The organism is Desulfosporosinus sp. (genome assembly GCF_014237355.1).
Classification (GTDB): Bacteria; Bacillota; Desulfitobacteriia; order Desulfitobacteriales; family Desulfitobacteriaceae; genus Desulfosporosinus.
This window is the reverse complement of the sequence record NZ_JABZFS010000076.1, coordinates 82,943-103,586: the sequence shown is the minus strand read 5'-3', so window position 1 is coordinate 103,586 and position 20,644 is coordinate 82,943. Positions and strand designations below refer to the sequence as shown.

19 protein-coding genes are annotated in these 20,644 nt (G+C 43.6%); 12 read left to right on the top strand and 7 right to left on the bottom strand.

Translation table 11 applies throughout. The features are described 5' to 3' along the window. Nucleotides 1-225: 225 nt before the first annotated feature. Nucleotides 226-1,614 (bottom strand): sigma 54-interacting transcriptional regulator, encoded by a 1,389-nt coding sequence (locus tag HGJ98_RS17235; protein ID WP_291352928.1) that lies wholly within the window; start codon nucleotides 1,612-1,614, stop codon nucleotides 226-228. Nucleotides 1,615-1,854: 240 nt separating this feature from the next. On the opposite strand from HGJ98_RS17235, the gene HGJ98_RS17230 reads away from it, so the two are divergent. The 11 genes from HGJ98_RS17230 (at nucleotide 1,855) to HGJ98_RS17180 (ending at nucleotide 9,684) form a co-directional block, all read left to right on the top strand. Continuing rightward, nucleotides 1,855-2,826 carry an amidohydrolase family protein gene (locus HGJ98_RS17230; RefSeq protein ID WP_291352927.1) on the top strand — a complete coding sequence of 324 codons (972 nt, stop codon included), beginning with the start codon at nucleotides 1,855-1,857 and terminating at the stop codon, nucleotides 2,824-2,826. Nucleotides 2,827-2,836: 10 nt separating this feature from the next. After that, a complete protein-coding gene (eutJ, locus tag HGJ98_RS17225) occupies nucleotides 2,837-3,670 on the top strand; it encodes an ethanolamine utilization protein EutJ (RefSeq protein ID WP_291352926.1) in 834 nt (277 codons plus the stop codon). Beyond that, the gene (locus tag HGJ98_RS17220) at nucleotides 3,667-3,957 is read left to right on the top strand and encodes a EutN/CcmL family microcompartment protein (RefSeq protein WP_291352925.1); all 291 of its coding nucleotides are present in this window, start codon (nucleotides 3,667-3,669) and stop codon (nucleotides 3,955-3,957) included. Before eutJ ends, HGJ98_RS17220 begins: the two co-directional genes overlap by 4 nt. Next, nucleotides 3,950-5,284 (top strand): 4Fe-4S dicluster domain-containing protein, encoded by a 1,335-nt coding sequence (locus HGJ98_RS17215; RefSeq protein WP_291352924.1) that lies wholly within the window; start codon nucleotides 3,950-3,952, stop codon nucleotides 5,282-5,284. Before HGJ98_RS17220 ends, HGJ98_RS17215 begins: the two co-directional genes overlap by 8 nt. 2 nt (nucleotides 5,285-5,286) lie before the next feature. Further along, on the top strand, nucleotides 5,287-5,832 hold the full coding sequence (locus tag HGJ98_RS17210; protein ID WP_291352923.1) for a BMC domain-containing protein: 546 nt from the start codon (nucleotides 5,287-5,289) through the stop codon (nucleotides 5,830-5,832). Between the two features lie 42 nt (nucleotides 5,833-5,874). Further along, entirely contained in the window at nucleotides 5,875-6,516 is a 642-nt protein-coding gene (locus tag HGJ98_RS17205) for a cupin domain-containing protein (RefSeq protein ID WP_291352922.1), read from the top strand. A 27-nt stretch (nucleotides 6,517-6,543) separates the two neighbouring features. Beyond that, nucleotides 6,544-6,825, top strand: coding sequence for an ethanolamine utilization microcompartment protein EutM (gene eutM, locus HGJ98_RS17200; protein WP_291352921.1), 282 nt, complete (start codon nucleotides 6,544-6,546; stop codon nucleotides 6,823-6,825). Between the two features lie 12 nt (nucleotides 6,826-6,837). Continuing rightward, the gene (locus HGJ98_RS17195; RefSeq protein WP_291352920.1) at nucleotides 6,838-7,110 is read left to right on the top strand and encodes a BMC domain-containing protein; all 273 of its coding nucleotides are present in this window, start codon (nucleotides 6,838-6,840) and stop codon (nucleotides 7,108-7,110) included. Nucleotides 7,111-7,153: 43 nt separating this feature from the next. Further along, nucleotides 7,154-7,450, top strand: a complete 297-nt coding sequence (locus HGJ98_RS17190) for a BMC domain-containing protein (RefSeq protein ID WP_291352919.1) — start codon at nucleotides 7,154-7,156, stop codon at nucleotides 7,448-7,450. Between the two features lie 86 nt (nucleotides 7,451-7,536). Then, nucleotides 7,537-9,018: an acetaldehyde dehydrogenase (acetylating) gene (locus tag HGJ98_RS17185; protein ID WP_291352918.1), complete on the top strand. Its 1,482-nt coding sequence runs from the start codon at nucleotides 7,537-7,539 to the stop codon at nucleotides 9,016-9,018. Between the two features lie 30 nt (nucleotides 9,019-9,048). Continuing rightward, nucleotides 9,049-9,684, top strand: a complete 636-nt coding sequence (locus HGJ98_RS17180; RefSeq protein ID WP_291352917.1) for a phosphate propanoyltransferase — start codon at nucleotides 9,049-9,051, stop codon at nucleotides 9,682-9,684. A gap of 71 nt (nucleotides 9,685-9,755) precedes the next feature. Here the strand turns inward: HGJ98_RS17180 and dapF are convergent, their stop codons facing one another. Both dapF and HGJ98_RS17170 read right to left on the bottom strand, forming a co-directional pair. Further along, entirely contained in the window at nucleotides 9,756-10,601 is an 846-nt protein-coding gene (dapF, locus tag HGJ98_RS17175) for a diaminopimelate epimerase (RefSeq protein WP_291352916.1), read from the bottom strand. Nucleotides 10,602-10,946: 345 nt separating this feature from the next. Then, a complete protein-coding gene (locus HGJ98_RS17170) occupies nucleotides 10,947-13,685 on the bottom strand; it encodes a calcium-transporting P-type ATPase, PMR1-type (RefSeq protein WP_291352915.1) in 2,739 nt (912 codons plus the stop codon). Nucleotides 13,686-13,842: 157 nt separating this feature from the next. Between HGJ98_RS17170 and HGJ98_RS17165 the strand changes: the two genes are divergently transcribed. After that, the gene (locus HGJ98_RS17165) at nucleotides 13,843-15,681 is read left to right on the top strand and encodes an NFACT RNA binding domain-containing protein (RefSeq protein WP_291352914.1); all 1,839 of its coding nucleotides are present in this window, start codon (nucleotides 13,843-13,845) and stop codon (nucleotides 15,679-15,681) included. On the opposite strand, the gene HGJ98_RS17160 is transcribed toward HGJ98_RS17165, so the two are convergent. From HGJ98_RS17160 to HGJ98_RS17145, 4 genes are all read right to left on the bottom strand, one after another. Next, nucleotides 15,671-16,357, bottom strand: a complete 687-nt coding sequence (locus tag HGJ98_RS17160; RefSeq protein ID WP_291352913.1) for a DUF1287 domain-containing protein — start codon at nucleotides 16,355-16,357, stop codon at nucleotides 15,671-15,673. The two genes, HGJ98_RS17165 and HGJ98_RS17160, sit on opposite strands and share 11 nt — an antisense overlap. A 208-nt stretch (nucleotides 16,358-16,565) precedes the next feature. Next, nucleotides 16,566-18,050 carry an alkaline phosphatase family protein gene (locus HGJ98_RS17155; protein WP_291352912.1) on the bottom strand — a complete coding sequence of 495 codons (1,485 nt, stop codon included), beginning with the start codon at nucleotides 18,048-18,050 and terminating at the stop codon, nucleotides 16,566-16,568. Nucleotides 18,051-18,145: 95 nt separating this feature from the next. Continuing rightward, on the bottom strand, nucleotides 18,146-19,438 hold the full coding sequence (locus HGJ98_RS17150; protein ID WP_291352911.1) for a 4Fe-4S binding protein: 1,293 nt from the start codon (nucleotides 19,436-19,438) through the stop codon (nucleotides 18,146-18,148). Then, complete coding sequence (locus HGJ98_RS17145) at nucleotides 19,435-20,592, bottom strand: 4Fe-4S binding protein (RefSeq protein ID WP_291352910.1); 1,158 nt, start codon at nucleotides 20,590-20,592, stop codon at nucleotides 19,435-19,437. The genes HGJ98_RS17150 and HGJ98_RS17145 overlap by 4 nt, the downstream gene beginning before the upstream one ends. Nucleotides 20,593-20,644 lie beyond the last annotated feature (52 nt).

Here is a 20,644-nt window from a genome sequence, read left to right as displayed (position 1 = left end):
GCGCGTTCTTTTAATAGATAAACAGTGCGAATAATTGTGATATTGTTATTGCAAAAGCCGTGCCAACCGCAAAATAGCTCCAAGATAGTAGATTTAGTGAGGTATTTCGTAAGCTTTCGTGCAAATCTGCAACTTATTGTTAAAACTAATGATAGTTATACCATTTTTCAATAGTTAACGGGTGTTGCGATCAAGCAACACCCGTTTCCGTTTTGCAACGTAGGGTTATAAGAGTGAGTGTTTTTTAGCCTTTCTAAATATGGTTGTGCGATCAACTTTGAATAATTTAGCCACTTTCGCAACTGATCCGTTAACTTCAAGCGCTTGCATGAGTAAGTTTTTTTCGTAATCACACATTAACTCATCTAATGATTTATTTTCATCACAGATACTCGTTCGATCCATGGGGACCTCGTCACAGAGCATATAATGGGGCAAATCTGAAACATCGAGAATCTCTCTATCACGAGTAACAACGAGACTTTGAATAAAATTATCCATCTCCCTTACATTACCCGGCCACTTATAATTTTGAAAAGCCTTGCAAACTTCTTTTGTGAAAGTTACATCTTTTCTGTATTTCGCATTATATTTTTCAAGAAAGAAAGAGGCCAATGGCAGAACATCCCCTTGCCTTTCCCTTAAAGGAGGTATCTGTAGAACAGCAACCCGAAGCCTATAAAATAAATCACTTCGAAAACGGCCATTTTTAACCTCTTCTTCTAGATCTCTGTTGGTTGCCGCAATAAAACGAACATTAAATTTTCTTACCTTTGTTGACCCCACACGGATCAATTCCTGATCTTGTAGGGCTCGAAGTAATTTGGACTGCATCATAAGGGGGAGCTCCCCAATCTCATCTAAGAATAGGGTTCCCTTATCTGCCATTTCGAAGAGCCCCGGTTTACCTTTCGTATTAGCTCCCGAAAAAGCTCCCGATTCATATCCAAAAAGTTCAGATTCAATAAGACTTTCCGGAATCGTCGAACAGTCCACTTTAAAGAAGGGTTCATTATGCCTCAGGCTTCGTTCGTGAATGCGTCTAGAGAAAACATCCTTACCCACACCAGTTTCACCCATCAGCAATACCGTTGCATCGGTCTTAGCCACCTTATCTAACGTATTATTCAAGTTAACTATTTCTCGACTTTCAAAGACGAACAGGCCTTGTTTCATTTTGTTATCTAAACTTTGGGCTTCATGAAATTTATCGATTACTTCTTTCTGATTCGCAATTTGGTTCTGTAGTTGAGAAAGTAATGTGATATCCCTGACAAACGTTACGACTAAAACAACCTTACCCGATTCATTAAATACGGGACAACCATTTAAGATCACGCGTCTTCCTTCTTTAGTCACTTGAACTGAACTTTTCTTTCGACCTGTACTTACAATCTCTGGGTTTAATACCACATCGAAACTCCCCTGGTTACGCAAATCCGTGACTAACTCACCCATAATTTCTTCTCTTTTTAACCCCGTAAGCTTTTCGTACATTTGATTGACCGCTAGAGTCTTCCCCTTAGCATCCGTGATATAGATACCATCACTAAAAACGTCTAGAATCCCCTCATGAATTTTCTCCGTATCGAGCGTTTCTGAAAATATACCCACTACGAGACCTCCATTCCCCAAGTGTTGCACCATTACAACGGGTTGCATATCTGCAACATCGCTAAATCTTTCACAAACCTCAGTCCCTTTTGACCCCAAAACGTATCAATTGAGTTGCAAGTCTACAACAACTGTATCATAATTCGACAAAAAATATCATACTATTAGTATTTTTTATGTTGGTACAAATCTTGCAACTGTTTTTGAGTCAGGTTTTGACAAAAAAAAGAGGAGGATATCATGAACATAATTGATTTTAGATTTAGACCAAACACTGAAGACACTTTATCAGGAATTGCCAATAGCAAAATGTTTAAAGGTCTTTGTTCCTCAATCGATTTTTCCAAGATGTTACCCCAAACCGTCGAAGAAGTTGTTCAAGAACTGGATAAGTATAATGTTGTAAAAGCTGTCGTCACGGGTCGGGATTGCGAAACAACCTATGGTTCAAAATCAAATAACCAAAGCGTGATCGAGTTCGTTCGTAAATTCCCCAATAAATTTATCGGTTTCGCTGGACTCGATCCTCATAAGGGAATGCGTGCCATTGAAGAAATTAAAACCGCTGTCAATGAACACGGGTTAAAAGGAGCTGCGATCGATCCTTACCTCGCCCAGATTTATGCGAACGACGCGAAATACTACCCCATCTTTTCTAAATGCTGCGAATTAAATATCCCGTTAGTTATTGCTACGGGCCCAGGGACTTTAGTACCGAATGCAGTAATCGACCATGTCGCCCCTCGGTATATCGACTTTGTCGCCAGAGATTTCCCCGAGTTAAAAATCATTATCAGTCACGGCGGATATCCTTGGGTCAATGAAATGATTATGATTGCTCAACGCAATGCCAATGTGTACCTCGAATTATCTGAATATGAATTCTTCCCCCAATCAGAAGCCTATATTCAAGCAGCCAATACAATTATCAGCGATAAAGTTCTCTATGCAAGTGCCCATCCTTTTGTGGACTTTAAAGTAGCGTTAAAAAACTACGAAAAGCTTCCTTTCAAACCGGAGGTTCTTGAAAAAGTGATGTACAAGAATGCCGCGAAGGTTTTAAACTTGCCCGAAATAGCGACTCCTACGACTGTAAATACCGTAAATACTAAAAACGCTATAAATTCTTCTCCAAATAGTATCGAAATACAGAGCATTATCGAGAGCGTGATTAAAGAACTCGCTCAAAAGGGAACGCTAGCCAGCCGCTAGGAGATATAAAATGACTAATTTAGAATATGCTAACCAAATTATCCAAGAATTTAAAGAGAAAATTGATCATCCCCAACGTTTTGAGCAGAAAAAGAAGCTATATACAGGTGTAGATCTGGGCACGGCTTACATTGTTCTGGCAGTCGTTGATGAAGAGGGTAATCCTATAGCTGGAGCCATGCGCTTTGCACAGGTTGTCAAAGATGGTCTCGTGGTCGATTACATCGGAGCTGTGGATATAGTAAGAGAGCTTAAAGCAAAAATTGAAGACGATCTGGGAGTTGAGCTTTTAACTGCCGGGGTAGCCTATCCCCCTGGCACTTCAAAAGGAGATCAAAAAGCAATCTCCTATGTTGCTGAAGCTGCCGGATTTGAAGTTGTCACTACTCTCGATGAGCCTACTGCTGCGAATAATGTCCTGAAAGCTACCAATGGCGCAGTTGTAGACATCGGAGGAGGCACGACAGGTATTGCCATCTTAAAGGATGGCAAAGTAACCTATGTTGCAGACGAACCCACCGGAGGAACACACTTCAGCTTAGTGATATCAGGCGCTCGTAAACTGCCCTTTGAAGAAGTCGAAAAACTCAAGTTAGACCAGACCAAACATTCCGAACTCTTGCCGGCCATTAAACCTGTGATACAAAAAGTGGCAAGTATCATAAAAAGTCATATTCAAGACCGTAATGTCCAGAAGGTATATTTAGTCGGCGGGACAAGTTGTTTTACCAACATTGATAAAATCATCGAAACCGAACTAGGCCTAGCTGTCATAAAACCTAAAAATCCCCTTTTAGTTACTCCTTTAGGAATAGCACTTGGCGCAAAGAAGGTGTATGAATGAAAATTGGAAGAGTCATCAACAGTGTCTGGGCAACACGAAAGGCAGACTCCCTCATCGGAGTGAAGTTAATGATTGTGCAGCTCTTGGATAAACCGAACGGTGAGGGAGGAAAATTAATCGTTGCAGCAGACATCATCGGGGCAGGCAATGGCGATAAAGTGCTAATCACTGAAGGTAGTTCAGCTAGGAATATGGATCACCTAAATGATTCTCCTATTGATTCCATCATCATTGGGATCATTGATGAGGAGAAAGATAAATCTAATGGGGTGCCTAATCATGCGTGAACAATTAATTCAAAAAATCAAAGAAGCTGGAGTAGTTGGTGCTGGGGGCGCGGGATTTCCAACTCATGTCAAAGTAGCTTCCTATGCTCAATCCGTAGTTGTCAATGGCGCAGAGTGTGAGCCCCTTCTGCGAGTGGATCAACAACTGATGGATGTTAAAGCGGATAAAATGGTCAGAGGATTAGAGACCGTCATGAAAGCAACTGGGGCAACCGAAGGCATCATAGCCCTAAAAAGCAAGTATAAACGTGCCATAGCTTCGTTAGAAAAGGAGATTGTCGGAAAACCCATCCGCATTAATATACTAGGTGACTTTTATCCGGCAGGAGATGAGCATCTCACCGTCTATGAATCTACAGGCCGAATTGTACCTCAAGGTGGAATCCCCCTTAAGGTCGATTGTGTGGTAAGTAACGTAGAAACTCTCATCAATATAGCCACTGCCGTAGAAGGCAAGCCGGTAACCGATACCTATCTCACCATTACCGGCGAAGTACCTCAACCTATTACTTTAAGACTACCGATTGGAACGTCAGTCATAGAAGCCTTAAAGATTGCCGGACAGACCGACTTAGAGGGTATGAAAGTTATCGAAGGCGGCCCTATGATGGGAAAGATCATCGAAGATTTAAACCAACCCATTACGAAGACGACCAAAGGCTTAATCGTCTTATCCATAAATCACCCACTCATCAAGAAAAGAACGTTAGCCTTTGAAAAGATCGCTAAACAAGCTCAGGTCAGCTGCATTCAATGCCGATATTGCACCGATTTGTGTCCGCGCTACTTATTAGGACATCATCTTGAGCCCCACAAAATCATGCGAACCATCAAACACCTTCAAGGGCAGGAAGAAACGATGAAAATGGCCTTAGCGTGTTCTGAGTGCGGAGTCTGTGAGCAATACGCCTGCATTATGGGCCTCTCGCCCAGAGCGGTAAACTCCATGATCAAAAAAGAATTGTCTAAGATGGGAATTAAACCGGATGGACCTCCTGCTGACCAAATTGCCAATCCAATGCAAATGCATCGGAAAGTTCCTGTAAAACGTCTGATCTCTCGACTGGGATTAAAAAACTATGACGTGAGTGCTCCTCTAAACGAAGAAGAGTTCCCAGTGAGTCGTGTCGAGATCAAGCTACGTCAACATGTTGGGGCTCCAAGTCAACCAATCGTACAGGTAGGACAGCAGGTACAAAAAGGAGATCTAATTGCGGTGACCCCTGACAAAGCCTTAGGCGCTAATATTCATGCCAGTATCAGTGGAGTTATCAAGGATATAACAGATAGCATAGTAATCTCCTTGATGGAAGGGAGTGACAAATAAAGATGGAGGCCATTGGGTTAGTAGAACTTAATAGCATAGCCAAAGGAATAGAAGCTGCCGACGCGATGCTCAAAGCGGCTCAAGTCGAACTTCTAGAAGCAAAGCCTGTTTGTCCCGGAAAATATATCGTCATGATCAGCGGCGATGTCGCTGCAGTCCAAAGTTCAGTGGATGCAGGTAAGAGTATCGGGGCCACTGCGGCCATCGATGATTTTATCCTCCCCAATGTACACCCACATGTCATTAAGGCCATATCTTCAGCTTCCGAAGTGAATGAGATCAAGGCTTTAGGAATCATCGAAACGTTCTCCATCTCCTCTTTAATAGTCGCTGCCGATACTGCAGCTAAAGCGGGTCAAGTTGATTTGATCGAGATCCGGATCGGCATGGGGATTGGCGGAAAATCATTTGTTACACTCACAGGGGACGTTTCCTCAGTAACCTCATCCGTTGAAGCCGGAGTCGTCTTGGCATCAGACCGTGGAATGCTCATCGAAAAAGTCGTTATTCCTTCCCCCCACTATAACTTAAAGCAATGTCTCTGCTAATCTTTTGCACTTTTGGTCCAAGGGTAAGGAGGTGACATACTAATGAAAACTTTAATTACAGCAACTGACGTGAAAAAGGTGGCTGAAAACCATGAAACCACTTTTTATATCCAAGCGGACAGTATCATCACTCCGTCAGCAACAGATACAGCCCAGGACCTAGGCATCCAGATCATCGTGGGTTCTGCGCCTGAGCCGGTGCAGGACGAAATAAATACTCCTTGTAATCCTATAGCATTACCTTCTTCTGGTCTCGACCCAAATCTCGTGGCCAAAATCGTCGGGGAAGTGATGGCCTGTCTTAACCTATCAAAACAGCCTTCTCAACTTATTAAAGAAGTCGACCCCTGTGGACTAAGGCTGGCCAAAGGAGACAGTGTCGTATTAGAAAACTATGACACTGGTAATCCCCAAGACAAGGTAAAAATTAAAGAGCTATTTAACTCAAGGGAAAGTTCAAATTTCTCGGCAGGCTTTATATCGCTTGAAGCGACAAGCTATTCTACTCTAATCAAACACGATGAGCTCAATTATATTATCGATGGTACCTTGAAATGTAACGTGAACGGCAAGACGTATATCGGTAAACCGGGGGATACATTTTTCATCCCTGCAAACACCAAAGTCACCTTCTCAACGTCTAACAACGTCAGATTCTTCTATGCCTCATCTTTGAATAGGTAAAAAATATATTTCAAGGAGGAACTATTAATGAATAATGCCTTAGGAATGATTGAAACTAAAGGTCTTATCGGCGCAATCGAGGCGTCGGATGCTATGGTTAAAGCGGCTAACGTAACTTTAATTGGAAAAACCCTCGTCGGTGGAGGCTTAGTCGCCGTCATGGTCCGGGGAGATGTTGGCGCCGTTAAAGCAGCTACTGATGCTGGTGCTGCTGCTGCTGAGCGTGTTGGCGAATTGGTTTCCGTCCATGTTATTCCAAGACCTCACACCGATGTAGAAAAGGTTCTTCCCAACGAAAGCAAGAAGTAGGAGGATATTCAAATGCAACAAGATGCCTTAGGAATGATTGAAACAAAGGGTCTAACTAGTGCTATAGAAGCAGCTGATGCCATGGTTAAGGCGGCTAATGTTCGTTTGATTGGCAAAACTCTTGTGGGTAGCGGTTTAGTCACTGTCATGGTCCGGGGAGATGTTGGCGCCGTTAAAGCGGCTACTGATGCTGGCGCTGCTGCTGCCAATCGCGTTGGCGAATTGGTTTCCATCCATGTTATTCCAAGACCACATACTGATGTTGAAACGATTCTTACTGAATAAGTGACATTTTTAATTTTTATTAATTTTAATGGAGGATGAAATTATGCAACAAGATGCATTAGGAATGATTGAAACAAAAGGTCTAATTGGTGCTATAGAAGCATGTGACGCTATGGTAAAGGCGGCTAATGTACGTTTAATTGGTAAAACTCTCGTAGGTGGCGGTTTAGTGACCGTCATGGTTCGGGGAGATGTTGGAGCCGTTAAAGCAGCTACTGATGCTGGCGCTGCTGCTGCTGAGCGTGTTGGCGAATTAAAATCAGTCCATGTTATCCCCAGACCTCATACCGATGTCGAAATAATCCTTCCAAAGGAAGGCGGACAACCAGAAAAAAAGTAAGTAGAAGTTCGCGTGCCAAAAAGAGAAACACATAAGTACACAGAAACCGTCATCATCTTCGAATTACTCGAAAGGAATGATCCTAAGTGGGTTTAGATTATGATTTAGCCTCTATTCAAGATGCCCGAGATTTAGTTAAAAAAGCTAAGGAAGCTCAACAGTCTTTAGCTAGTTTTAGCAAACAAGAAATTGATAACATTTTAGTCTCTATCGTGAAAGCAGTCGAAGAAAACGCGGAGTCCCTTGCGCTGATGGCCGTTGAAGAAACAAATTACGGAATCGTTGAGGATAAAATCACCAAAAATCTTTTTGCCTCAAAGGAAGTCTATGAGGCAATTAAGGATATCCAAACGGTCGGTATCATCAGCGAAGATCCTGAGTTAAAGGTCATCAAAGCCGCCGTTCCTGTTGGAGTAATCATGGGCATTACTCCAACCACGAACCCGACCTCAACAGTTATTCATAATGCAATCTGTGCGCTCAAAGGGGGCAATTCCATCGTTTTCTCCCCCCATCCCACCGCAGGTAAATGCAGTCTTGCCGCTGCCCAGCTTGTCAATGATGCTGCGGTAAAAGCCGGAGCCCCAGATGGAGTCGTAGGGTGTCTCTCCAAATTATCCATGAAGGCAACAGAGGAACTCATGCATCATAACGATGTTTCCGTCATTATTGCCACCGGGGGGTCAGCGATGGTGAAAGCTGCCTATAGCGCTGGTAAGCCAGCCTTCGGAGTAGGACCCGGTAATGTCCCCGTATTTATCGAACGGAGTGCAGATATCAAACAAGCCGTTTGTGACATTATCACCAGTAAATCCTTTGACAATGGGATGATTTGTGCTTCAGAGCAAGCAATTATCGCAGATATGCCCGTAAAAGACGAGATCATTGCAGAATTAAAGTGTCAAGGCGCCTATTTCCTTTCTCCAGAAGAGGTTAAAAAAGTTAGTAGCGTCGTGATAAATCCTAAAGGAGGGATGTTTCCTGCTTTAGTCGGACAAACTCCACAAACGATTGCCCGCAAAGCCGGATTCAGCGTCCCAACAGATATTAAAGTTTTAATCGCTCCTCTTGATGGATATGGACCGGGATATCCACTATCCTATGAGAAACTAACCACTGTTTTAGGTTTCTATACTGTCAATGATTGGCATGATGCCTGTCTCCTCAGTATTGAGCTCTTAAAACTAGGTGGCATCGGGCACTCTTTCTCCATCCATTGCCAGGATGATCAAATCATCCGAGAGTTCCTTAAGAAGCCCGTCAATCGTATTTTAGTTAATACCCCTTCCGCCCTTGGAGGTATCGGATCTACTACAGGATTATTGCCCTCCTTAACTCTAGGTTGCGGGACTTGGGGTGGGAGCAGCATCTCTGAAAACTTAGGACCCCAGCATCTAATCAATGTCAAAAGCTTAACCTATGGAATTAAAAAAACAGCTTGCAATTCAAAAAATGCTAGCTGTTCATCGCCCTCTCCCGTTAAGAATAATATAAGTTCCTGTGATCTAAAATCTGATGACCTTGCTGACGTTGTCAAACAAGTCCTCAAACAGCTACAACTTTGTTAATCTTTGCAACATTTAAAGGTGGGAATGTAATTGGATCAAAATCAGCTCCTTGCCTTGATCACTGAAGCAGTCGCAAAACATCTATGTCATAACTTCGGAGTGAGCAAAATTCCGGTAGCAATATCGAATCGTCATGTTCATCTTTCACAAGAGGATATGGACAGGCTATTTGGTGCCAACCATCGGTTTAAAGTTTTAAAGAATTTGTCCCAACCTGGGCAGTTTGCCTATGAAGAACAGGTAACTCTCGTGGGACCAAAAGGTGTCATCGAAAAGGTCCGTATTCTCGGGCCAGCTCGCCCTAAGACTCAAGTCGAAATCTCTATATCAGATGGGATAAAACTTGGAGTGAAAGCTCCCATAAGAGATTCTGGTGAGCTAGCGAAATCAGCGAGTCTTACTTTGGTGGGCCCATTAGGATCGACTACTCTACCCGAGGGTACGATTATTGCAGCTCGACACATTCACATGCATCCTGAGGATGCGGCTCGATTCGGTGTAAAAGATAAAGACAGAATTAATGTCAAAGCACCCGGAAATCGAAGCTTAGTCTTTAATGAAATGCTCATCCGGGTTAGTGATCAATACAAACTCGAAATGCATATCGATATCGATGAAGCGAACGCTGCCTATCTAAAAAATAATGACTTTGTAGAAATTGTATAGTGAATAAGGTTTAGGGGTTGCCGACGGGCAGCCCCTGAACTATACCCCTCACTAAAGGAGATATGATCGGGTTATTCCTTTGCCTCCAACCATTCCCCTTTAAACGCATAAGTGGCTGGTCCCGTCATATAGACATGGTTATCTGATCCCCATTCAATAAACAAGTCTCCCCCAGGCAGATGAACTGTCACAGCACGCTCAGTCTTATTGTTAAGTACAGCAGCGACCGCAGAAGCGCAAGCACCGGTCCCGCAGGCTAAGGTTGGACCAGCCCCCCTCTCCCAAACTTTCATGGTTATTTCCTGGGGAGAGTTGATCTGAATAAACTCAACATTGGTTTTACGTGGAAAGAGGGAGTGTTTTTCAATTGCCGGACCTAAGCGATCAAAATCCAGTGTGGAAAAATCCTCTACAAAGATAACACAATGTGGATTTCCCATGGAAACAGCCGTATATAAGTAGGTTTGGCCTAACACTTCCATAGACTGCCCTACAACTGGTTCCCCTTCTCCTAGAACGGGAATGAGTTCTGCGCGTAAAATAGGCTCACCCATATCCACCTGTACCCCTTGAACTTGGCCTTCTTTGATATATAGATTAAGCTTTAAGATACCTGCTCCAGTCTCTATAAGCATCGGATCAGAAATTAAAAGTCCTTGATCATAAACATAACGTGCAAAACAGCGTATGCCATTACCGCACATTTCCGGTTCTGAACCATCAGAATTAAAGATACGCATTCGGGCATCAGCGACGTTTGAAGGTAATACAACGACTAATCCGTCCCCTCCAATTCCAAATTGACGATGGCAGAGTTTCTTGGCTAACTCAGGATAATCCACGTCTACATCCGAACCGGAAAAATGATCTATAAAAACAAAATCATTACCCAAACCGTGCATTTTAATAAATTTCATCCCTGCCCCCCCTAATCGATGTTCGATGTTCGATATTCGTTATTCGAAAGCTATATATTGAATATCTACCTATACCCCTGGATGATTTTAAACCAAGGGAAACGAAGTAAAACTTCACCTTAAGTCTTTATATCCTACGCAATATCTCCCTAAAAGAATACTACGCTAATTAAAATGGGTCAACCGATTGAACTCGGTTGACCCAAGAATATATTTTGAGGACTCTACCATATGAAGCCGTTATACTATAATGGTCTACCAATTCGTAAAGGCGATCTGATTACTAACTACCACTGATTTTAACTCCAATATCGAACTACGAACTACGAACTACGAACCTCGCATTTACCCCTTGGCAATGACCGTCTTTCCTTGCCAGCTGTTTTTCAAGAGCCGAGCAAAACCGATCAAAATTGACGGACCACCTGCTACGCACAGAATAAGAATCCATTGCCAACCTACTAAGGGTGCCGTCTTAAAGATCGCTTGTAAAGGAGTTAGATATATTACACAGAGCTGCATCACGGTTGAGACTAGGACTGCCCCCACTAAATAGACGTTGGTGAGAAGACCCACTTCGAAGATACCTCGTTCTTCAGATCGGCAGTCGAAGACATGGAACAATTGGGAAAACACTAGAGTCGTGAAGGCCATGGTGCGGGCGCCCAGCATATTAACTCCCATAAAAAGAGCGGCAACGAAGACAAAGAGCGTACCTAATCCGATAAAAGTCCCTCGAACTGCAATTTTTGAAGCCAATCCCCGTGCAAAAATGCTCTCCCCCGGTTTTCTGGGCGGACGACTCATTATGCCCGGTTCTGCACCATCCACTCCTAAGGCCATGGCAGGCAATCCATCAGTAACAAGATTAACCCATAAAATCTGAATAGGAAGTAAGGGGAGTGGTAAGCCCACAAGTGTCGCCAAAAACATTGTTAAGACTTCTCCAAGATTACAGGAAAGTAAGTAACGGATAAATTTTCGAATATTGTCGTAAATCCCCCGGCCCTCTTCCACTGCGGCTACGATGGTTGCAAAGTTATCATCTCCCAAAACCATCGATGAGGCTTCTTTAGTTACATCTGTCCCGGTTTTACCCATGGCAACCCCAATATCTGCTTCTTTAACGGCGGGGGCATCGTTAACTCCGTCCCCAGTCATGGCAACGACTTGACCACGCTTTTTATAAGCACGTACAATTCGAAGTTTATCCTTGGGTGTCACTCGAGCAAAAACTGAAACATCCATGATCTTCTCGCTTAATTCCTGGTCTGATGTACGCTCTAATTCTGTTCCTGTAATAACTCCCCTGTCCCTGCCTTGTAGGATTCCTAATTCATGGGCTACCGCTTCGGCAGTTAAACGATGATCCCCAGTGATCATAACTGGTTTAATACCAGCTTGCCGACAAACTCTGATCGCTTTGACCGCACTCACTCGTGGTGGATCAATCATTCCTAACAATCCGACGAAGGTCAACCCTTGCTCCACATTTTCATCGAGGGGCTCGGAATCAGACAACGGTCTTTCGGCAACTGCCAGAACTCGTAGAGCATGCATAGCCATCTCATCATTGGCTCGCATAATGCTTTTCTTACGTTCATTGGACAGTTCTACAACCCCTTGACGGGTTAACTCGTGCTGGCATAGCCGAAGTACCATGTCTGGGGCACCTTTGACATAAGCCCTACGACCTTGTTTTGTTTCATAGACAACACTCATTCGTTTACGGTCGGAATCAAAGGGCAGCTCGCCGATTCGGGTTTGCTTTCGTTCCAGAACTTCACGCCATATCCCAGCCTTCGCTGCAGCCACCAATATGGCTCCCTCTGTGGGATCTCCCTCAATGCCCCAGGGAGCATCTTTTCCTTTTGAACGAAAGAGCCCAGACACTTGCACCCCTTTCTTAGTCAAGGTAGAGTTGTTGCAAAGTGCAGCAATCTTTAGCGCTGCGTTCAGAGGATCACGCTCTTTCTCCGGATCGGCGCCATTGAATTCTCCTTTGGGATCATACCCTTCTCCGGAAACTGAAATCCTTCGTCCATCTGAGTATATTTGGCGGACGGTCATTTCATTTTGAGTTAATGTCCCAGTCTTATCTGAGCAGATCACCGTCGCACAACCCAAGGTTTCTACAGCAGGAAGTTTCCTTATGATTGCTTGCCGTTTGACCATTCGTTGTACCCCTACTGCCAAAGCCACGGTGACAATAGCCGGAAGTCCTTCTGGAATTGCCGCTACTGCTAAGGACACTCCTGTAAAGAACATCTTGTAAAAGTCCTCGCCCCTGAGAACCCCAACTACCACGACTGCCGCGCAGACGAGAAAACTAATTAAAACCAACCACTTGCCCAGTTCTGCCAGACGTTTCTGCAAAGGAGTTTCTTCGTCTTCAACACTTTGGATCATACCAGCGATGACACCCATCTCCGTATCCATTCCCGTAGCAACTACAACCCCCGCTCCTCGGCCATTGACGATAGAGGTCCCCATATACCCCATATTTTGGCGATCGGCCATAGGGGTGAGTTCATCATGCAGAGGGGAGATACTTTTATTGACAGGATGGGACTCTCCTGTCAGAGCTGACTCCTCTACTTGCATATTAACTGCCTGAATCCAACGAACATCCGCCGGAATTCGATCCCCTGTATCCAAAAGCACAATATCTCCCGGCACAACATCTGCCGCTGGAATCCTCTGTTCCATCCCTTCCCTTAAGACTCGAGCTTCAGGAGCGGTTAAAGAACGCAGAGATTCCATGGAACGTTCGGCACGAAATTCCTGTACGAAGCCTAAAATTGCATTGATTATGAGAATTGCTAAGATCGTGATGGCATCCGCGATCTCGCCCAAGAGTCCCGAGACTACCGTGGCTGCGAGTAAGACTAGCACCATAAAATCTTTAAATTGTCCTAGGAATAAAAAGACAGGGTGCGTCCCTTTTTTTACCGCAAGGACATTATTTCCAACCTCCTGTAACCGACGCCGAACCTCTTTAACACTTAACCCTTTACCTGGATGTACTTCCAAGGCCTTGGCCACGTCAAGCCAAGGCAACACATGCCACGCCTGTTGCCGCATGCCCTTTTTCCTCCTTTTCGTGATCGCCCATCGCGCATCGCGCAAATGGCTTTGTCCCTTTTGTAGTACATGCTTATTCCTGGAAGTATAGAAAAATGCCTCAACAGGACAAGTGTGTTATACTAAAAAGCGATTCAGAGTGAAAGGATGTAATTACATGGCGTTAGACGGTGTAACCCTCGCCTATTTAGTAAAAGAGCTTGCTCCCCTGCTCATTGGAGCACGTATTGATAAGATTTTTCAACCCGAAAAAGACGAAATCCATTTCCAATTACGTCAACAGGGATCGAGGCGGCTCCTGCTTAGTACCAGTGCCACATCCCCTCGCTTCCACCTCACACAGGAAAACAAAAAAAACCCGACAACTCCGCCAATGTTTTGTATGATTTTGCGTAAACACCTAGAAGGGGGTAAACTTGTCGGCATACACCAGAGTGACCTTGAACGTGTGGTGACGTTTGAATTTCAAAATTATAATGACCGCGGAGATTTAGTGTCTTTACATCTTCACTTAGAAATCATGGGGAAACATAGCAACTTAATCCTTGTTGATCCCTTGACAAATACGATTCTCGACGGCTTAAAACGCTATTCACATGCCCTCAGTCACCATCGTGAGGTATTGCCTGGACGAGCCTACCTCGCTCCTCCTTCTCAGGGCAAACAGCCTCCTTTAGAGGACGAAGAGCTTTGGCGCCAGACCCTTTACGAGGAATCTTTAGATCACCCCATCACTAGCATACTCCTGGCTCGTTTTGCCGGAATCAGCCCTGAATTGGCACGGGAAATCGTCATTCAAGCTGGATTAAAGACCGAAATCCTCCTCCATCAATGCGGAGATATCGATCTTTCACGGCTTTTTCAGGCATATCGCAGACTCTCAAATCCTGAGGGTGTCCCTGATATACAACCCTGTCTCTATTACAATCAGGCCCCCCGCCCCCAACCCGCAGCCTTCAGCTTTGTTCCCTTTCAGCAATATCAAGAGCTAACGATAAACTATGTTTCCACACTAAACGACGCAGTTCAAGGCTTTTATCAGTCAAAATCTAACAATAACTCACTTGAATCGAAACGAGGCTCTCTACGAAAGATCGTTCAAGAACAATATACTCATAGTAGTAAGAAGCTTAAAATCTATAAAGAAACCGAATCCAGTGCACAAGAGGGTCTTGCATATCAACGGTGGGGTGAACTCCTTACCGCAAACCTCTACCGCATTTCACCCGGAGCCACTGAGGCCGTAGTGGAAGATTATTATGACGCCTCAGCTTCTGCCGTGGTTATTCCCCTAAATCCACATATTAGCGCCATCGACAACGCTCAAAGATATTACAAGCTCTATAACAAGGCAAAAGCGACGTTGCTCAAAACAAAGGAGCTAAAGGAAACCACCCTTGAAGAACTAAATTATCTTGACTCCTTACGGTATAATCTGGATCAAGCGGCCAGCCTTACAGAGCTCGATGAACTTCATGTTGAATTGGCTGGACAAGGGTATGTGGCAGGAAAGCATTTGAAGAAGGACTCCCTCAAGCCGAAAAAGGGCCGCTCCAAATCAAATTCTAAACCTAAAAGGAAGTCTCCCAAAGAAGTTCCTCAACCCCGAGTCTATCGTTCCAGCCAAGGCAGAGTCATCCTGGTTGGGAAAAATAATGCTCAAAATGATTGGTTGTCCTTGCGCAAAGGTAAACCCACGGATCTCTGGCTCCATACCAAAGTAATTCCCGGTTCACACGTTCTAATTCCTCTTGAAGAAGGGGAGGAGTTCCCGGATGACACTACCCTTGAAGAAGCCGCCGCCCTTGCCATCTATTACAGTCAAGCTCGCGGTTCTTCTCAAGTCGCCGTGGATTATACTCATGTCAAACAGCTTAAGAAGCCTAACTCAGCCAAGCCCGGCATGGTGATTTACGAACAAAACTGGACTCTATATCTAACGCCTAAGCAAGAAATCTTAGAGCGATTGTTGGCCAGTGAAGAGGTTATAGACTAAAGGGAAAGCGAAAATGACCCGTTATCTGGGAGGGCCAATTCTGTAATTGATCCGATTCGCTGGGAGTAGGTCCTGAGTTATGAAGAATATAGGGGACCCCGTCAGGTCTACGTTTATCAGATATTATAGCAATGTGTTCATGAGGGGGAGCAAACGTCACAATGTCCCCAGCCTGCCAGAGTGTCAGATTCTCCACATCTCCGGGAATAATTTCACGAGTTAATTCCTGGGCATTTCGACGTAAAAAGACAATGAGGTTTGGTACTCTACGGAAATCAATATTCGGGTCTGGCTTACCCTCCACGCGAGAATATTCCTCGATATTAGCACTAATATCTTGATCGACTAAACTCTTTAAGTCATAGCCTGCATCCCGGAATGCCCGCCAAACGACATCCGTACAGACCCCTTCACTCTCGGGCGGATAGCCCCCCTGATAATAGGCACTTCGATACTGCGGTTTCCTCTTTACCTCAGCTTTGGCACCTGCAACCATATCTTTTAAGTCATCTAAGCCATCTCTATCCTTATCTGTCGAACAAGAAAGGGTGGGAACTTTTAGTGAAGTATAAAAGGGAACTTGAATTTCGGATTGGGGTTTCCAGATAATCCAGGCTCCACAGGCAACACCGCCAATCAGCAAAAATAGCGGTACCCATACATGCGGTTTTCGCAATCAACTTCTCCCCTTAAAAATAACCTTAGTTTTCCAGTTACCTTTTATGATTCAACATATTCCTTGATACTCCTTCCTAATCAGGTTAACAAAGTCGCCTTCCCTAGTTCACTCTCCCCTAATATATAAAAAATCCCCATACTCTAAGAGTACAGGAACTGTTTCTGCATAGTGTGGGGTAGTATGTAGTTGTTTGGTTCTTAAAATCCTATAACCCAAAATGTCTTAGAATCATGGGACAAAGGTCAATAATTCTCGCATGTTCTAACTTAATGGGCATACCGGCAACAATCATCGGCACCGTAGAATCTTCTTCCTCTAGAGAGCCATGGCTGCCTCCGCCCGGATGAATGGGTGCGCCGACAGCAAAATATTCATATCCCGAGGCAGCTGAAACTGCAATCCGACTCCCACTTCGCGCTTCAAGAGCTGAAATCAGTCGATTAAAGGCATCAGGAAACTTCCCAAATTCAATTAACTGTTCGCCTTTTACTTGGGCATCAACCACAGATAAATCTCCTTCATAGGACCAGCTTTGACCGTAAACGTCTTGATAAGGTCCTGTGCGAGAAACGTAAAGTTCTTTTTCTGTTCCACCTTGAACAATACAAAATGTAGTTTCAGAGACTTTCCAGCTGATCTGAGCGTTACGAGGATCTTTGGCCAATATGCCGACTACCTCAGGCAAAATCTCTTGATCTCTCTGAAGAAGATAAATAAAGGCCATCCTTTCATTCGGACAAATGGCTATCTCATGCTTTCTATCTTCGACACTTACTTCTTCCGTAGCTTTTAAGCGCTTAAACGACGCTAAAGCACGATCTAAATCAATCAGGTACTCTTTTCCTAATCCAACTGTGGACTGAGAATGATCCCCAGTAACAATAATAACGCTTTCCTCTAACGCCTTTTCCCAAGAACCGAACTCATCTAGGACCGAGGCTACTTGTTGGTCAGCACGCTCAATTGAAAACCCCGAGCGCAAAGGGCCATGCTGATGGGAGTATTTATCATTATCCGGAAAATAAACAACCATAAAGTCTGGCTGTTGTCCTTCTCGGACAAGTTGCGCTGCAATTCTTCCAGAAAATATATCATTAAACCCAAAGCGATTAAATGGTCCTCTCGGGTAGGCTTTTTTACGTCCAGAAAAAGGCGGATGAATCAGTTGACCTAAGGTTAAGAGGGATGGGCCCGAAACTCCTTCCTGATGCAGACGAAAACCAGTACCTAAGGCCAGCGAAAACGGCACTCTCGCCTGGTAAGAGTACTTGGCTCGATGCATAAAAAAATTGATATTCCCCGTACTAAAACCGCCCGCTTCTAGTTGTTCATACAGAGTCGGAATTGCTGGATTAAGGTGATCTTCATTTAATTTATGTAGTAAGTTGCGAAGAACATTTTCTAAACCAATTTTAAGGATACTTTGCCAAGTTGCTCCATAATCTACAACTTTACGCAGCTCATCATTGTACCAAATAAACCCTGGAACCCCATGCTGATTAGGCCATGTTCCAGTGATCATAGAACTTGTAGCAACTGGAGTCATGGTTGGAAAACAGGATACAACACGATCAATATAGGATCCGTGTTTAACTAGAAAACGAAAAGCAGGGGCATTCCCTTCTGAAAGAATCCTCCCCAAGACCGACGGGTGAAGGGAGTCCACCACAAATAGGATTACCTTTTTCATGATCAATCACCTTCACTAATTTGATACAAACTAAAGTATATCAAACTGTTACGGTTTTAGATACTTTCAGAGTGTAACAACTTTCTGCAAAAACCTCAAAATACTCCACTATTTTTAAGCAATGCTCCCAAAATCAATATACAAATTGCGAGAATAGTGCAAGCGACCAGCTTATCAAAAGAGCCCAATGTTGATTTTAAAGGCTCTTCTGAGACGGGTTTATTGAGCAATAACTTCTTACTTTTTCTTTTATACTGTGCAAGAAAATCCAAGAACGCTCCGACTGGACAAAAACACCGGCACCAAAAGCGTAAGATCAAAATTGAAAACAGCAAGATTAGGCCCATAATAATCCATTGAGCAGTATTACCATCTCCACTGAAAAATACTATGAAAGGTTCATAACTGGCAATTCCCGGATTATTAAATAAAAGCGCTAACATGGCTGCTAACCAAAGGAAAAGCCAGCGACTCTTTCGGGCTTTGACGATGATTATGGGATTCGGTTGATAACTAACCAAGTTCAAAGCTTTGTAAGTTCCTTCCTGAACAGCCCCGAAGGGGCAAAGCCAATAACAATAGAAATTCTTTCTCCAGAGCAATGTAATAGCTAGTATCCCAACCACCAATAGATACCAAGCAGGGCGCTCAATAACGGACGGCATTTTTAATAACATGATACTCATAAAATTACCAATAGTTAACGAAGTATTAGCCATAAATCCTAGTACAACGACAGATGCGACTAATAACCAAGGTCTTACCTTTCTAAGATTTCGGTTGGCTGCTACAATTGCTAAGAATAGTAAGAGGACAGTTAATCCGTCCTGCCATTGAAAATGATAAGTTTTTAGAGTCGGAACGGATAAACCTAATTGGGTTTGCCCCACTTGGTAAATCCCTTTTTCCACGGCTAGTAAAATCCCCTGAGTGGTCTGGGTGGCTCCGCTAACTACATCAATATCTTTATGGTTTTTTAAGGGTTGGGTAATTTCCTTGCCATGTAGATTCTCGGGATACCCCGCTGAAATTACTTTCTTTAGATAGAGAGGGGTTTCGGAGTTTTCGATTAACACAACACTAAGGATGGTCCCTTCTCTGCTCACCGAAGTTAGCATGGTTATTGGACCCCCATAACCAGAGGCGCTAGATATGACAGCATAGCTTAAAAAATTACCGTTTTCATCGATCAATTCATAAGTTTTGTAAATTCCTTTGACTTCTTTAAAATGAGCAGTAGCTGGCTCTCCTTGCTGCAATAGGCTTAAGATATCCTGTTTGTTGTTTATTTGCTGGTAAATAGACGTTAAAAGGAGCAAACAGCAGGCGACAATAATAATTAAAGGTTTACTCTTTCTTTCCAGAAAATTATTATATCCCATTTTCATACGTTCTGTTCAAATAATCGTCTCCGCACATCGGACAGCAAATCGACATCCGCCGGCTCTTTTTCACACCAAAAGCATAAGTTTTGATCGTTCACAATCGTATAAGACTCACAGCGTTTACATTTAGCCACGGGGGCTTTGTAGATATTCTTAACTTCAAAGGGATTGGAGATAGGCTGACGATCTCGGATAATACTTTGGGTCGGACAAGACAACATACAGATCCGACAATCCAAGCAATAACCACTGGTAAATAAATGAGTGCTTTGCTTATCTTTCACTGTAATTCGTAAAGCCTGAGTAGGGCAATATTTGCTGCACATACCGCAATTAACACAGCCAGTACTCATTTGAAGAGTAGGCCAAAAGGCAGGACTACCACCCTCTCGAAAGTGATTAGAATAACTTTCCTCTAAACGCTTTTGCCAATCCGGCAAATTATTTCCTCTCTTCTTTTTCTTCATCTCATCAGAACACGTAAAGGTTTCTCTTTCAGTCTTGGTCGGAAGTTCTGCCTCTTTCCTGCGTCCGACTAAGGATAAAAACAAATCCCGACGTGAAGTTATTTTCAAGCCCGTGGAAACTGCTTGAAACTTCTTCTTCATTTTCGCTTTTTCTGCTGTATAGATACAAGAGAAGTCAGGGGTATGACCTGAAGCGCTTAACCATTCCATTGCGGTTTCTACCGATAACTTCATTCTATCGACACAATTTTTCATTGGACATTCATAACATTCATCTAAACGTAGTTCTACGGCTGTCTGCAGACCCAGCTCATACCAAGTCCCTTTCGAAATACTGCTAAGGCATGTCGGAATCTGCACTGCCCCTTTCTCTTTTTCTTCTTTGCTAAGGAAAGGCGTTTCATGGTACCCACAAAAAAATTGTGTTTCTCTTGCTCCTTGGTCTTTTACCTCAGTGCTAATAGTTGTTTCATCCCATTGCTGTGATCCGAAAACCTGAGTGGGACAATCTGAAAAACACAGGCCGCAACCCAAACACTTTTCCTTATCTAAGAAAATCTGATGACTATACAGAATTAAGGCTTGTCCTGGACAATGGGAAACACAATGGCTGCATTCCACACCATTATGTTGTTGGTTCAAACACCTATTTGTCTCAACTTGCACATGTGAACCTTTAGTAAAAAGCATGCTTCCACTCCTTTTTCCTTTACTCCGAGAATTAGCCTTTATCTTATCCGAT